The organism is Luteococcus sp. Sow4_B9 (assembly GCF_052116585.1).
GTDB lineage: Bacteria > Actinomycetota > Actinomycetes > Propionibacteriales > Propionibacteriaceae > Luteococcus.
In genome coordinates, this window is sequence record NZ_JBQKKT010000008.1 from 67791 (window position 1) to 81816 (window position 14026).

12 protein-coding genes are annotated in these 14026 nt (G+C 66.4%); 7 read left to right on the top strand and 5 right to left on the bottom strand.

Annotation, left to right across the window (positions count from 1 at the left end; all coding sequences use genetic code 11):
- Nucleotides 1-2 precede the first annotated feature (2 nt).
- The 5 genes from ACTQ49_RS07070 to ACTQ49_RS07090 all read left to right on the top strand — a co-directional run bounded on the left by ACTQ49_RS07070 (nucleotide 3) and on the right by ACTQ49_RS07090 (nucleotide 6265).
- Nucleotides 3-1292 carry a glycosyltransferase 87 family protein gene (locus ACTQ49_RS07070; RefSeq protein WP_441827144.1) on the top strand — a complete coding sequence of 430 codons (1290 nt, stop codon included), beginning with the start codon at nucleotides 3-5 and terminating at the stop codon, nucleotides 1290-1292.
- Between the two features lie 193 nt (nucleotides 1293-1485).
- Nucleotides 1486-2748, top strand: coding sequence for a glycosyltransferase family 4 protein (locus tag ACTQ49_RS07075; protein WP_441827145.1), 1263 nt, complete (start codon nucleotides 1486-1488; stop codon nucleotides 2746-2748).
- Between the two features lie 3 nt (nucleotides 2749-2751).
- Nucleotides 2752-3798, top strand: a complete 1047-nt coding sequence (gene gmd, locus ACTQ49_RS07080; RefSeq protein WP_441827146.1) for a GDP-mannose 4,6-dehydratase — start codon at nucleotides 2752-2754, stop codon at nucleotides 3796-3798.
- 145 nt (nucleotides 3799-3943) lie between these two features.
- Nucleotides 3944-4915 carry a GDP-L-fucose synthase family protein gene (locus tag ACTQ49_RS07085; protein WP_441827147.1) on the top strand — a complete coding sequence of 324 codons (972 nt, stop codon included), beginning with the start codon at nucleotides 3944-3946 and terminating at the stop codon, nucleotides 4913-4915.
- Between the two features lie 258 nt (nucleotides 4916-5173).
- On the top strand, nucleotides 5174-6265 hold the full coding sequence (locus ACTQ49_RS07090) for a cellulase family glycosylhydrolase (RefSeq protein WP_441827148.1): 1092 nt from the start codon (nucleotides 5174-5176) through the stop codon (nucleotides 6263-6265).
- A gap of 89 nt (nucleotides 6266-6354) precedes the next feature.
- Here the strand turns inward: ACTQ49_RS07090 and ACTQ49_RS07095 are convergent, their stop codons facing one another.
- Entirely contained in the window at nucleotides 6355-7698 is a 1344-nt protein-coding gene (locus tag ACTQ49_RS07095) for an O-antigen ligase family protein (RefSeq protein WP_441827149.1), read from the bottom strand.
- Complete coding sequence (locus ACTQ49_RS07100) at nucleotides 7695-8432, bottom strand: hypothetical protein (RefSeq protein ID WP_441827150.1); 738 nt, start codon at nucleotides 8430-8432, stop codon at nucleotides 7695-7697. The genes ACTQ49_RS07095 and ACTQ49_RS07100 overlap by 4 nt, the downstream gene beginning before the upstream one ends.
- A 150-nt stretch (nucleotides 8433-8582) precedes the next feature.
- Here ACTQ49_RS07100 and ACTQ49_RS07105 point away from each other — a divergent pair, with 150 nt between their 5' ends.
- Both ACTQ49_RS07105 and ACTQ49_RS07110 read left to right on the top strand, forming a co-directional pair.
- On the top strand, nucleotides 8583-9230 hold the full coding sequence (locus ACTQ49_RS07105) for a hypothetical protein (protein ID WP_441827151.1): 648 nt from the start codon (nucleotides 8583-8585) through the stop codon (nucleotides 9228-9230).
- Between the two features lie 97 nt (nucleotides 9231-9327).
- Nucleotides 9328-10233: a glycosyltransferase gene (locus ACTQ49_RS07110; protein WP_441827152.1), complete on the top strand. Its 906-nt coding sequence runs from the start codon at nucleotides 9328-9330 to the stop codon at nucleotides 10231-10233.
- Between the two features lie 120 nt (nucleotides 10234-10353).
- Here the strand turns inward: ACTQ49_RS07110 and ACTQ49_RS07115 are convergent, their stop codons facing one another.
- The 3 genes from ACTQ49_RS07115 to ACTQ49_RS07125 form a co-directional block, all read right to left on the bottom strand.
- Nucleotides 10354-11913, bottom strand: a complete 1560-nt coding sequence (locus ACTQ49_RS07115; protein ID WP_441827153.1) for a hypothetical protein — start codon at nucleotides 11911-11913, stop codon at nucleotides 10354-10356.
- 126 nt (nucleotides 11914-12039) lie between these two features.
- Nucleotides 12040-12888 carry a glycosyltransferase gene (locus ACTQ49_RS07120; protein WP_441827154.1) on the bottom strand — a complete coding sequence of 283 codons (849 nt, stop codon included), beginning with the start codon at nucleotides 12886-12888 and terminating at the stop codon, nucleotides 12040-12042.
- Nucleotide 12889: 1 nt separating this feature from the next.
- A complete protein-coding gene (locus ACTQ49_RS07125; protein WP_441827155.1) occupies nucleotides 12890-13909 on the bottom strand; it encodes a glycosyltransferase family 2 protein in 1020 nt (339 codons plus the stop codon).
- Between the last annotated feature and the right edge of the window lie 117 nt (nucleotides 13910-14026).

Sequence of the window (14026 nt, forward strand, 5' to 3'; positions counted from 1 at the left end):
CCGTGCCACGACCCGTGGTCCAACGGGGGGTGGGCCTGCTGTCAGCGGTGCTGGCCGTCCTGGCCACCGTGCACTACTGCCTGACACCGTGGCGGGGAAGGGCTGACGAGATGGCTGCCTATCCCTACGCCAACTCGATGATGACGGATTTCAGGGACACGGTGATCCTGCCGGCGCAGGCCATCGCCCGGGGGATGAATCCGTATGACATCGAGTCCTATGTGAAGGTCTTCACCTACTCGCAGGAGTTCAATCCCTACATGCCGTGGTGGCTCGGTTTGACCGGGCCCCTCGAACCACTTGGCTGGGAGCGCGCGACGCTGGTCTACTCCGTGGCGCTCGGCGTCGGGACCAGCCTGCTGGCGGCCGTGGCGGGTGTGCTGGTGGCTCGGCGACTGCGCGAGAGCATGCCCACCGCCACCCCGCTCTCCCCGTGGGTGGTGGCCGCCGCGATGGTGGTCTGGGTATGGATTTGGCGGCCCACCAGCATTGGTCAGGGGCTGGGCAATGTGGGTGCCTTCGCCGCACTGGCGGCGCTCCTGGCGCTGCTGACCCGCCAGTGGGGCTGGGCCTCGCTGTGGTTGGCCATCGCGTGGGTGAAGCCGCAGTTCGGTATTCCGCTGGTCATCATCCTGCTGGTGCGCAAGCGGTGGCGCCAGGCTGTCGCAGGGACGCTGCTCGCGGCCGTGCTCAGCCTTCCCATGGTGGTGCGGCTCAGCGAGATTGCCGGTGGCTTTCCCGAGCTGGTGGCCAGCGTGATTCGGGCGACCACCTGGGTTGGTGTGCGTGAGGGTGGGGAGCCCTTCATGGGCCGGGTGGACCTGGCCGGGCTGCTCGAAGCGGTCGGGCTGGGCATCGGCTCCATGGTCCCGATGCTGCTCGGGGCCGTCCTGGTGGGTGTCGCCGCCTTCCTGAGCAGCCGCTACGAGGTAATCGACCGGCCCGCGCTCGCGATCCTGCTGGTGAGCTGCGCGCTGATGGTTGGCTTCCCGCACCTGCACTACGACCTCCCGATGCTGGCGCCGCTCGTGCCATGGTGCCTGTGGGAGGCGTGGCAGGCACGTGGCCGTGGGATCGTGCGCGACCCCGGTCTGTGGCTGACCGTCCTGCTGGTGCCAGTGGGGCTGGCGTCCGACCATCTCCTTCCCGAGCAGTTCCCCGTCAGCCGCCTCGGAGGCGTCGTGGTGCTGGTCTGCATCGCAGTCCTGGTTCGGGGCGCCTTCTCCCGGCACGTACCCGCCCTGGGTGTACCGCGGGCCATCCGGGCGCGACGAAGCGCCGCCGAATCCTGACGATGCCCTGTGCGGCGGCTGAGGATCGGATCCTGTTGAGCCGATCGGTCAACGGGGCGGGGTCTATGCTGCTACGGAATCGAGTATCGTCGCGGCGCTGTGTGTTCCTTACGAGTGGCCCGGGGAGACTCGGGCCGCTGCCATCGGGGGATGGTCGGATCTGCGCGATCCTGACCATGAGGAGTCTTTGCATATGAAGATCTTGATCATCGGGGTGAACTATGCACCCGAGATCTCGGGCATCGCGCCCTACACCACGGCGATGGCCGAGGGCCTCGTGGCGCAGGGCCACCAGGTGAACGTGATCACCGGCATTCCGCACTACCCGCAGTGGAGCAACTACACGAACTTCTCGGGGCTCACCCGCGTCGACGTGATCAATGGCGTTCGCGTTCGTCGCGTGCGTCATCTGATCGGTTCCGGCGGTATGGGGCTGAGCCGGATCCTGCAGGAAGTCACCTTTGGCCTTGGCGCTGCAGTCAGCCCTTGGCACAAGCCTGACGTCGTCCTGTGTGTGAGCCCGGCCCTGATCAGCACTGGGATCCAGGTCCTGCGCGGACTCATCCCAGGGCAGCCGCCGGTGCAGGTCTGGGTGCAGGACCTCTACAGCAACGGTGCGCGCGAGATCGGCGGCAGCAATGTCAAGGGCCGGATCCTGCAGCGGATCGAGGGTTCGATCCTGAAGGCTTCCAGCGGGGTGCTCGTCATCCACGACCGTTTCCGTCGGCATGTGGTCGACGACCTGGGCGTGGATCCCGAGAAGGTGTGCGTCTCGCGCAACTGGAGTCACATCGACATCAGCCTCGCGGCAGATCCCGTCGCCGTCCGTGCGAAGTACTTCGGTGATGCCCCAGTGGTCGCGATCCACACCGGCAACATGGGGGCCAAGCAGTACCTCGAGAACATCGTGGAGGCGGCCCGCGTGGCGGAGCAGCGCGGTTCCGACGTCGTCTTCGGTCTGGTTGGCAATGGTTCCCGTCGGGAGGCTCTGGAGGAGCTTGGTCAGGGTGTGAAGAATCTGGTCTTCGTCCCCTCGCTCGATGACGCGGAGTACGCCGCCATGTTGCAGTGCGCCGACGTGCTGCTGGTGAACGAGAAGCCCGGACTGCGCGAATCTGCAGTCCCGAGCAAGTTGACCAGCTACTTCATCCAGGGCAAGCCCGTCGTCGCAGCCACGGAGACCGACAGCGCCACCTCCGACGAGGTGCGTGCCGCCGGTGCTGGTCCCGTGATCACCCCCGGCGATCCGGCTGCCCTGCTGGATGCCGTCGAAGACCTGGCCCGGTCCGCGGACCGAGCCGAGCAGTACGGGGCCAGTGCTCGGCGCTTCGCCGAGGAGAACCTGGCTGCCGAATCGGCCGTCGAGCGGGTCTCGACCTGGCTCACCCAACTGGCCACCTCCCCGCGGACCCGTCGGGGGCTGCGTTCAGGCGACAACACCAAGGAAACGGAGTAATCCATGGCCAAGAAGGCCTTCATCACCGGTATCACCGGGCAGGACGGTTCCTACCTGGCCGAGCTGCTGCTGTCCAAGGGCTATGAGGTGCACGGGTTGATCCGTCGTGCGTCCACCTTCAACACGCACCGCATCGACCACATCTACGTCGATCCGCACGACAAGACGGACACCAAGCTGACGCTGCACTACGGTGACCTCTCCGATGGCGCGCGTCTGGTGACCTTGATGGACACGATCCGTCCCGACGAGGTGTACAACCTGGCCGCGCAGTCGCACGTGCGCGTCTCGTTCGACGAGCCGGAGCACACCGCCGACACCACCGGTACCGGTACCGTTCGTCTGCTGGAGGCCGTGCGTCAGGCCGGCATCAGCCCGCGTTTCTACCAGGCCTCCACCTCGGAGCTGTTCGGCGCCACCCCGCCGCCGCAGAATGAGGAGACCCCGATGTACCCGCGTTCGCCGTACGGCGCCGCGAAGATGTACTCGTACTGGATCACCAAGAACTACCGCGAGGCCTACGACCTGCACGCCGTGAACGGCATCCTGTTCAACCACGAGTCGCCGCGCCGCGGCGAGACCTTCGTGACCCGCAAGATCACCCGTGCAGTGGCCGCGATCGCCGCTGGTCAGCAGGACAAGCTGTACATGGGCAATATCGACTCGATTCGTGACTGGGGTTACGCCCCGGAGTACGTCGAGGGCATGTGGCGGATGCTGCAGGTGGACGAGCCTGAGGACTTCGTGCTGGCCACCGGCGTGGACTACACCGTGCGTGACTTCTTGAAGTTCGCCTTCGAGGCGGTGAACCTGGAGTGGGAGAAGTACGTCGAGTTCGACGAGCGCTACCTGCGTCCCACCGAGGTCGACGCGCTGATCGGTGACCCGAGCAAGGCCAAGGAGAAGCTGGGGTGGGAGGCCAAGGTGCACACCCCCGAGCTGGCGAAGATCATGGTGGAGTCCGACGTGAAGGCGCTGGCCGAGGGCCGGGCGCATGACGTGGACGTGCCGAAGACCGACTGGGCCGTCGACTGGTCCAAGAAGAACTGATCTGACCTGATGACGGCGCCGGAATTCTCCGGCGCCGTCTCTGGTTCCATCGGGTACCGACATCCTCGAACCGGACTCTCACCGTTCGACCCAGCCATCACCGTTCTGACCCAGCCATCACCGTTCTGACCCAGGGGATCACACCATGACCGAGACCACGTACACCCCCACTCCGCTCGACCGCAGCGCAACCGTCTATGTCGCGGGTCACCGTGGCCTGGTGGGTGGCGCCATCCTGCGCAAGCTGCAGGCCGAGGGCTTCACCGACATCGTCACGCGCCCCCATGCCGAGCTGGACCTGACCGATCGTCAGGCCGTGCTGGACTTCTTTGCCGAGACCAAGCCGGTCTACGTCTTCCTGGCGGCGGCGAAGGTGGGCGGCATCCTGGCGAACAACACCTACCCGTATGACTTCATCAGCCAGAACCTGCAGATCCAGGTCAACGTGATGGACGCTGCACTGGAACAGGGCGTCGACCGGCTCTTCTTCCTGGGCAGCTCCTGCATCTACCCCAAGCTGGCCGATCAGCCGATCACCGAAGATGCCCTGCTGACCGGCTACCTGGAGGAGACCAATGACGCGTACGCGATCGCCAAGATCGCGGGCATCCTGCAGGTGCAGGCCGCGCGTCGTCAGCACGGCGTGCACTGGATCAGCGCCATGCCGACCAACCTCTACGGCCCGGGCGACAACTTCTCGCCGAAGGGTTCGCACGTGCTTCCAGCTCTCATCCGTCGCTATGACGAGGCGGTGCAGAACGGCACGGAGGTCGTCACAAACTGGGGCACCGGTAGCCCGCGTCGTGAATTCCTGCACGTGGACGACATGGCCTCGGCCTGTCTGCACCTGATGGAGCACTACGACGGACCGCAGCAGGTGAACGTTGGTACGGGCACCGACTGCACCATCAAGGAGGTGGCCGAGACGATCGCCGAGATCGTGGGCTACACCGGCACGGTCGAGTGGGACACCAGCAAGCCCGACGGCACCCCGCAGAAGCTGCTGGACGTCAGCAAGCTGAAGGGCGAGGGGTGGGAGCCGCAGTACGACCTGCGCTCCGGCCTGGAGCACACCATCCAGTGGTTCCACGAGAACAAGGACGACATTCGGGAGTGATTCAGGGCTCGGCCGGGCTCGAAGGGAGCTCCGGCCGATCCCCTGGGTGTGGGGGGGGGGGGCCCCCCCCCCCCCCACACTTTATGTACCGTCCAGTTTAAGAATCCCTGAAGGCTTTGCCATCGGGGGCGCTGTCGTGACTCTTCTTGAGCAGCTGGCCCGTAGCGTTGGGGACTGCTTCGGAAGCGGGGGGATGACGAATGCACATCGGCGGCGGGGGGCCGAACACCCCCTGATCCCCACCCCCGGAGTCACCAGATGTTCCCCCGCAAGCGCCTCATTGGCCTCTTCCTGTTCCTTCTCCCTCTGGTCCAGATGATCCTTCCTGCCATGGATGCCGATGCAGCCACCCGTCGTCCTCCCAAGTCCCGCGTGGTCACGCAGGGCAAGGACATTGGCGTGTGCATCACTGGCACAGACCTGTTGTGGTCCAGCCGTCAGGACCGAATTGCCCAGATGGACCTGCTGGCGGCCTCGGGTGCCCGCTGGCTGCGCGTCGACATTGCCGCGTCCCACTTCACCTGGGACAACCCGACCCAGTACCACTGGGCCCACTTGGACCATGTGATGGCTCTGGCCGAGGCCCGCAACATCCAGGTCCTGGGAATCCTGCACCAGGTTCCCGTCTACGCGCGCCCGGCGGGTACGCCCGCCAACCACGGCCCTGCCACCAGCGCCGAACGCGCCGCCTTTGCGCGCTTTGGCAAGACGGTGGCCCAGCGCTACCAAGGGCGCATTGCCGCCTATGAGATCTGGAACGAGTCCAATCTCCAGACCTTCTGGAGCCCACGTCCCAATGTGTCCCACTACTCGCAGATGTTGACCGCGACGAGCGCTGCGATCCGCCAGGCCGATCCGCGCGCGACCATCGTCACGGGCGGTACCGGAGGAGCGGGTGCTGCCCACGACATCCCCGCGCAGACCTGGCTGAAGGGGATGTACCAGAACACCAGTAGGTCCGCCTTCGACGCCGTCGGTTTCCACGCATACCCGAACATGCGCGACGGCAGCGCCGGCGAGCTGGCGATCTTCCAGCAGTACCGTGCGGTGCTCGACGCGCATGGCGATGCCATCAAGCCGCTGTGGTTGACGGAGACGGGCGGAGCGACCGGAAGTGGTGCCCTGACCACCAAGCAGCAGTCGGATGCGGTGAAGCTCGCCCACACCAACTGGTTGAAGGTCAAGGGACGCGGCCCGATCTTCTACTACATGCTGCGTGACCGCCCTGATGGTGCGGAGAACACGTTCGGTCTGGTCACGGCCGCAGGGAAGGCGAAGCCGGCCTACCGCAGCCTCCAAGGGATCAGTACCAATCCCGTCGCCCGCAAGCAGGCCGCCATCAGGCGCTGAGCCTGTCACAGGACGGCGATGGCCGCAGCCCCCTGGGGGCTGCGGCCATCATTCTTGTGGGCTGGGCTGGGCTGGGCTGGGCTGACGGGTCAGCGGGTGAGTGTCTGGCTGGTCGTTGTGGTCGTGCGTGCCAGCCGCAGCGACGCCCCCGCCAGGCCGAGCACCATCATGGTCATCCCTGCGGACTGCGGGAAGCTGAAGGCGTCGAAGAAGAGCAGCGAGACCGCACCGGCCACCACGGCGGCCATCAGCGATCGGGCCATCAGCTGGTCCCGCGTCTGGGTGAAGGTCCGCTGGGCCTGGCCAGCGCTGCGCACCGCACTCCAGATCAGCGCGAGCAGCGCAGTGGTGCCGACGATGCCGGTGCCGATCACGAACTGCAGGTAGGCATTGTCCAGGATCCAGTACTGCGGCAGGAAGGTGTTGTAGCCACGGCCCAGCAGCCAGTGGCGCTGGATGTACTCCCAGGCAACTCCGTAGCTCTCCGTGCGGGAGGCCACGCTCGAGTCCTCGCCGGCCCCCAGGAACATGCCCTTCAGGGTGCCCAGCAGGCCCGGGACCGCCAGGCCCGCCCCGACCAGCAGGAAGGGGGCGGCGATCATGGTCTGGATCTGGGCGCGGCGCGACCAGGCCGGCACGAGGATGGCCATGGCGATACCGGCGCACAGGATGGCCGTGCGGGACAGTGCCACCAGCGAGGCGAAGGCCAGGATGACCACCGGCACCCAGACCAGGACCTTGTGCTTGGTGGCCGTCTGCGCATTGGTGAAGGCGATCGGCAGCAGCATGGCCATCACTGCACCGAACTCGATGGCATTGGTGGCCGTCGCATTGGGGCGGAAGAAGCCGTTGCGCTGGCCGATGCCCAGCAGGTCTGGCGGGGTGAGGCCGGGCAGCGACATGCGGTCGATCCACACGTCGCCGGTGAAGAACTGGACGATGGCCAGGATGGCGATCAGCATGCCGGCGATGACCATCCGGCGCAGGAGGGTGCGACACCGTTCGACGCTGTTGATGCCGTCGTTGAGGATGAGCATGACGCCGATCAGGCCGATCATCCGGAACATCGACGAGTCCGCGTTGGTCACCTCCGAGCTGGGGATGAAGGTGGTCATCGCATGTCCGTAGACCAAGAACATGACCAGGGCGAAGGCGATGCCGGCCGCACGCACCGGTGAGCGGCCGCCCTGGATGTGCTCCGAGCGGTGCAGGTGGAACCACGCGTACCACAGGAGCGAAACCAGGCTCAGGATCGTCGCCGGGTGGCCGAGCGTTCCCAGCGACTCCACGATCATCGTCGAGGGGATCGCGAAGAGGAAGACGAGATATCCGGTGAAGACGGCCGTGACGTCGAGTCCGGCGCGGCTGCCCCAGCCGGAGGCCTTGCGCTCCGGCGACGCGAGGCGCTCCTGGGGCTCGACGGCGGTGCTCACGCCTTGGCGTCCTTGGCGTCGGGGGTTTCGGACAGCGTGGTCTTCCCGGCGTCAGCGGCCACGGCTCCCTGCCTGGCGCCCGTGGTCACCGCAGCACTCTCGTCCTTGCGCTGGCGACGGGTGCGTGCCTGGTCCAGCAGCGCGATGGCAGCCAGACCGAGCGCCAGGGTCCCACCGAAACCAGCGATGGCCATGACGATCTGGTTCTTGTTGTCGGGCGTCGCCTCACTGTCCGAGGTCACCGTGATCGAGTTGATCCGCTGCAGGGGCTTGATGTCGATGTCGTCCTGCATCTTGGCGAGGATGGCCGGAACCATCTCGTTGACGGCCTTGGTGCCCTTGAGCGCGGCCTCCTCGGTCGCGGCGTCGGAGGTGACCAGGATCAGCGGCGAGCCGGAGGTGATGTCACCCTTCACGGTGAGATCGGCGCCGGGTGCCTTCGTGTCCAGCTCCTTGGCCGCGTCGGCGCCGTCGAGGTTGCGGATCAGGACGTCGCGCGCATCCGTCAGCGACGAGAGGTACAGCAGCGGGTTGTCCGGCGCGTAGTTGGTCTTGTCGCGCTGGGCGTCCAGCAACACGGCCTTGGGGGGCAGCAGTAGGACGGTGCTCTCTGCGGTGTAGCTGGGGCCGGTGGACTTGTAGAGCCCGAAGCCCGCCCCGATCGCCAGCAGGAGTGTGGCAAGGCTCAGGTACCACCAACGAGCCAGAGTGGATGTGAAGTCGCGCAGGTCCACGTGCGTGCCTTTCCGATGTGTTCTTCCCCGAGCTCCAATCATCGCAGGGGGGTGGGGGCATGCCATAATTGGGTCAAAGCGCTCTCTCAGGGAACGGTGAATAGCCTTGGACTCGGGTACTTGACCCAAAGCTGATGGACTGGGGACCAGATGACTTCTGTGGAATTTCTGAAGCTGTGCGGCCGGCGCTGGTATGTGCTGTTGCTGGGCCTTCTGGCCACGTTCGGTCTGACTGCGCTCGCCGCCGGTCCCACCACGGTCTACGCCACCCAGGCGACCGTCAACATCCTCGATCCGGATGGCGGGAAGACCAGAATTGTTGGCTTCCATTCTCCTGATTCCATCGCCGTTGCCAACATTCTTGCCGCCAGGGTGAATGGGGGAGTCAAGACCCCACTCGCGGCCAATCCGGATGTTTCTCTCCAGGCCATTGGAATTCTTGAGGGAACCCATGCCCAAGTGCGAAATGAGGGCAGTCAGTGGATGAGCCGGATCGACGAGCCGGTGATCGACATCAAGTCGGTCGGTTCGGACCCCGAGCAGGTCGCGAAGGAGCTGGACGTCCAGATCGCGGAGGTGCACTCCGAGCTGGCCACGTTCGAATCGGAGCTGAAGGTTCCCAAGGGGCAGAACATGGAACTGACCCTGACGCCGGAGGAACCTGCGGTGGTCAAGGTCAGTACTCACAAGCCGCGTGCCATCCTGGGCTACGGACTGTTCGGCGTGGGCCTCACGCTGCTCAGCGTCGTGCTCGTTGACCGCGCCCTGCGCAGCCGCCGATCCGCCGCCAGCCACTGATGTGTCACCTGTCCCGTTCACCATTGCAGCGGGGCAGGGACGCCCCACGCATCGGTCACGGAACACCATCCACCCGACACGAAACCTTGGGAGCACCATGTCCACCGCCCATGTCTTCCTGACTCGGTTCAACCTCCCCACGGAAGGGGTGGAGAGCCTCATCCGCGCTCGTGAGGGATGGCTCCGCGAACGCATCGAACTCTTCGACAAGTACACCGTGCCGTCGGTTCGTTCCCAGCTGACCGATGACGTGCACTGGATCGTCTACCTGGACACCCAGAGCCCCCAGTGGCTGTTGGACCGGATGGATGTCTGGGAGCGCGAGGGGCTGCTCACTCCGATCCTGCGGGAATCGGTCTCGGGGCAGGAGAGGGCTGACGACATCCGCCGCGTCGTCGGCCGGGACTCGGGGGCCGTGGTGACCTCGAATCTCGACAATGACGACGGTCTGTCCAATGACTTCGTGCTGCGCCTGCGCACGGCCGATGTGGTGGCCGAGCGGCAAGCCATCTACCTCGTCAACGGCTTGATCACCAATGGCAGTCGGATCTACGCGCGCGAGGACCGGGTCAATGCCTTCTGCGCCGTGCGGGAGGATCTCTCGGACCTGGTGACCTGTTGGGTCGACTGGCACAACAGATTGAACCTGCACATGCCGGTGGTGGAGGTAGAGGGTGCTCCAGGGTGGCTCCAGGTGATCCACGGGGCGAATGTCAGCAATCGGGTCCGCGGTCGGATGGTGGAGCCGGGGCCCTTCCTGACTACCTTCCCCGGGCTCCTGGACGGCGTGCAGGCCCCGACGATGGCCGAGCGCGCCCGCGACACCCTGGTCGAGGCACCGCTTCGCAGGGCGCGGGACTCGGCCCGCTCCGGCGTGCGGGCGGGTCTGGTCCGGGCCCTGGGCAAGGAACGCTTCGACGAGGTCAAGTACCGCGGCGGGCGTCTGGCGCGTGGGACGATCTCCGGAGCGCGTCGTCTCGCGCAGCGCGTCGGCAGGGGCTGACCGCCTGGCCGCCCCCAGACGGTCGTCGACACGCTCGGCCGTCGAAAAAGCGAAGGGGTCCCTGCTCCCAACGGGAGCAGGGACCCCTTCGCTCATGACCTGCGACCACCGGTCCGGCGATCAGCCGATCTTGTACACGTGGTAGGTGTACTCGGCGGCGAAGTGGTCGGTGAAGGTGCCGTCGGCATTCGGGGTGATGGTCCGGTTCTCTCCAACCACCTCGATGCGGTGGCCCTTCAGCTGCTCCGGCAGCGTGAAGGTGCGGCTGCCGGCATGGTCGGTGCCGTCCACCATGGCGAAGACATAGGCGGAGCCGTCCTTGGTCTTCAGCATCGTGTCCAGACCCTTGCCGAAGTCCCACTCGTGCGACTGGGTGTTCAGCACCGGCGCCAGGGACTGGATGAAGTTGTTCACCTCGCCCATGGCCTTGACCTGCTCCTTCGCGCAGAAGTTCCGGTCCAGCTGGGCACGTCGGATCAGGTTGCCGTTGTGGCAGGCCTTGTAGTCCTGGTTGTAGTAGATGAGGCCACGGGCCTCGTTGATCACGGAACTCATGGCCGCGCCCTTGAGCTGCTCGGGGCGGATTGGGCCGCGCGAGGCAGTGTCGGGAAGCGTCGGGTCAGCCATCTCGATGAAGTTCCACAGCGGCTGCAGATGGCCGTCCTTCGCGTCCTGCTCACGCATGCCGTTCATCACCTGGCCGTAGCTCGACGACGTGCGGCAGTGGGCCTTCTTCACCGGGAAGATGTAGTAGTCCTCGCGGTGGTTGTCCCAGTCGCAGTAGGGCACGGTGTACCAGTACATGTCCATGCTGGCCGCGTCGGTCAGGGCGAGGTAGTCGTCGCCGTAGTCGAAGTGACTGCTGACCACCATGCCGGTGAAGTTGGCATAGTTGAATCGCGGGGTCTTCTTGCCGGCCTCGCGCGAGGCGCGCATGCGAGCGAGGCCCTCGGCGGGCTCGAAGCGGCCGTCCACCTCGTCGTCCATGAAGTTGCCCACCCAGTGGGTGGACTGGTCGGTGAAGCTCGAGTTCAGCTTGGGTCCGATCCAGTACACGTCATTGCGCTCGAAGAGCTCGTACTTGGTGCTGGGGTCCATCTCCACATAGGTGTTGATGCCCAGGGCCTTGTCGTGCTGCACCTCCTCGTCGGTGCTGACCCCGCCCCACCAGATGGCGATCGGGAAGTGGTCGTCCTTCGACCAACCGGATGCATTGGCATTCGGGTACTTGGCCCAGTACTGGGGGCCGCCCTCCCACGGGACCATGGGCAGCCCAAGGTCCCCGATGGCGCCGGTGGCTGCGGGACGCCGGCTGGGGGTGGCGGGCTCCGCGTCTGCAGCGACCATCTCCTGAGCGCGGCTCGGGCTCGAGCTGGGGAGCGCCGAGGCGGTGGGAGTGGTGCTCGCGCTTGGGGAGGCGGTGGGCGTGGGCGTCGTGCTGGGCGTGGGGGTCACGCTCGGGCTGGCGGACGTCGAGGCGGTCTGCGACGGGGTAGCGACGGGGCGTGCGGCGGTCTCCTCCTCCGGCAGGGTGCTGGGGGCGGGTTCGGGAGCCGTCGAGTGGCTCTCCATCGGCTGGGGTGGGGTCACCACCGGGTAGCAGCCGCTCGTGAGGGTGGTTGCGACGAGTGCAGTGAGTGCCAGAGCGCCAGTGCGCGGCCGACGAGATTTCGAGGTCATGCGTGCTCCGTGTCAGGAAAGTGGTCTGGATCAGCCCAAACTGAGAGGAGCATAGCGATCCTCAGTAAATCTTCACAATTGCTTCAGGGATGGATCGGCACATCCGTCCCAGTCGCCTTCAAGAGTTCACCGGCTGGTCTCGTCGCGTTCCCAGCTGGCCCCGGAATGTCCCTTGCGCTGCTGCACCAGATTGGCCACGCGAGCGCCCACAGAGAAGCCCACATAGGTTGCGGCATCCAGCGGGGCGCGGCGATTGCCCTTGAGGAGCTGCACCAGGGTCCCGCCCGACGATGAAGGAGCGTCATGGGCCTCCTCCACCACGTCCTGGGACGGCCGGTGCACCCGCTGCAGGGTCTTGAGCAGGGCCTTGGACGTGCGGGGCACCTCAACGGGAACGGGGGCGCAGTCCAGCACGGCCTTCTCGTCGTCGGTGAAGCGGGAGTCCACGAACAGGTCGTCGGGTGCCTGCAGCGGGAACTCGCCCCACCGGGAGCGGCCTGCTCGGGAGACGGCATAGATACCAGCCCCCCACAGGGAGCGGAGGACCCCGGGTGTGCGCGAGCGGGCGCGGTAGTAGGCTTGGACCAGGCGGTCGGCGCTGGCGGTGCGGTACTCCAACGGCGGTCGCGCAGCCAAGAGGTTCGTTTCGCTGAGGGCGTCCACCACGGCATTGATGGCGCTGGACGGGGCTGCGATGTCTGCGTCCAGGTAGATGCGGGGAAAGGCATCCTCCGAGTCACCCAGGTGCTCGTCGGCACCGTTCAGGGCGGCCTGCTTGGAGGCGACCGGGAGGTCGATCACCTCGATCGGCAAGCGGTCGGCGAAGCTGTTGGCGATCTGGATGGTGTCATCGGTGCAGCCATTGCACGCGACGAGGACTCGGATGCCCTCGTGCAGATTGCCGTCAGCCAAGGACTCGAGGGTGCGGCCGATGACCATGGCCTCGTTGTGGGCCGGGATGACGATCGATGCCATGTCAGCGCCCCGTGCGGGTGGTCTGCGAAGTCTGGTCGGCACCGCTGGCGGCGGGACGAATCTGGTTGCCGCCGGGGCGGGGCTCACCCTTGGGCAGCTGGTTCCAGGTTCCTCGTCGAGCCAGGTATCCGACGGCGGCCCGGGAGCCGGGCTTGCGAGGGGCCCGCACGGCGTGCTGCGCCGTGAGCACCGCCCGGAAGAGCGCGCTGGAGAGCGGCCCGTGGTTGCTCTCGTAGTCGCGCAGCTTGTTGACCTCCATCAGGGCTTCGAGCTGGGGTGAGGAGCCCGACGCGCCACCGATGTGCTCGCAGCGGGCGCTGGGGATGTAACGGATCCGGAAGCCGAGACGTCGGGCGCGTCGGGCGAAGTCCGTCTCCTCGGAGTACAGGAAGAAGTCCTCGCGCCATTCGCCGACGGCCTGGTTGCAGGCTCGGCTGATCATCAGGGCAGCGCCGCTGGCCCAGTCGACGTCGCGTTCCGAGCTGTACTGCTCGGCCGTGCGCAGGGTGTCGCCGAGCACCACCGGCCGGCTGGCCCACTGGGCGCCGAAGGCCGCTTCGCCCACCTGGGACAGGATCGACGGATCGCGCCGCAGCGAGTGGAAGGGGGTGCCGTCCGAATTGGAGACGAAGGGCACCGTGACGCCGATCGAGGCGTCCTGCAGCAGCGGCTCCACCAGGGCCAGCAGGGACCCGGGCTCCACCACCAGGTCAGGGTTCAGGATTGCGATCGCGTCAGCTTCGTCGTCGAGGTGCTCGCGCGCCACATTGATGCCTGCGGCGTAGCCGACATTTCCGCCGGAGGGGACGAGCCTGGCATCGCCTCGCCGACGGACCTTCTCCACCGTGTCATCGCTGGAGGAATTGTCCACCACGAGGACCCGCAGGTCGAGGGCATCCGTGGCCCCGGCCGGCAGGGAGTCGAGCAGGTTCTCGATCTCGTCGGATGAGTTGTAGGTGACGACCACCGCGGTCACCACGGGGCGGCGGCTGGCGGCTGACTGGGGCTGCGAGGTGTCCATCGATCCATCCTGGTCCGGAGCTGGCGGGCGGTCTCAAGGGGGCGGTCCCGTGCGCCGGCGATGACCTGCGTCACCCCGCCGCGGACCTCCCCGATAGGTCGCGCCCAGCCTAGCGCC

What these genes read in the sequence shown, in the direction of transcription:
- ACTQ49_RS07075 (WP_441827145.1), top strand. Translation starts at nt 1,486, where the DNA reads ATGAAGATCTTGATCATCGGGGTGAACTATGCACCCGAGATCTCGGGC.
- gmd (WP_441827146.1), top strand. Translation starts at nt 2,752, where the DNA reads ATGGCCAAGAAGGCCTTCATCACCGGTATCACCGGGCAGGACGGTTCC.
- ACTQ49_RS07085 (WP_441827147.1), top strand. Translation starts at nt 3,944, where the DNA reads ATGACCGAGACCACGTACACCCCCACTCCGCTCGACCGCAGCGCAACC.
- ACTQ49_RS07090 (WP_441827148.1), top strand. Translation starts at nt 5,174, where the DNA reads ATGTTCCCCCGCAAGCGCCTCATTGGCCTCTTCCTGTTCCTTCTCCCT.
- ACTQ49_RS07105 (WP_441827151.1), top strand. Translation starts at nt 8,583, where the DNA reads ATGACTTCTGTGGAATTTCTGAAGCTGTGCGGCCGGCGCTGGTATGTG.
- ACTQ49_RS07110 (WP_441827152.1), top strand. Translation starts at nt 9,328, where the DNA reads ATGTCCACCGCCCATGTCTTCCTGACTCGGTTCAACCTCCCCACGGAA.
- ACTQ49_RS07115 (WP_441827153.1), bottom strand. Translation starts at nt 11,913, where the DNA reads ATGACCTCGAAATCTCGTCGGCCGCGCACTGGCGCTCTGGCACTCACT.
- ACTQ49_RS07120 (WP_441827154.1), bottom strand. Translation starts at nt 12,888, where the DNA reads ATGGCATCGATCGTCATCCCGGCCCACAACGAGGCCATGGTCATCGGC.
- ACTQ49_RS07125 (WP_441827155.1), bottom strand. Translation starts at nt 13,909, where the DNA reads ATGGACACCTCGCAGCCCCAGTCAGCCGCCAGCCGCCGCCCCGTGGTG.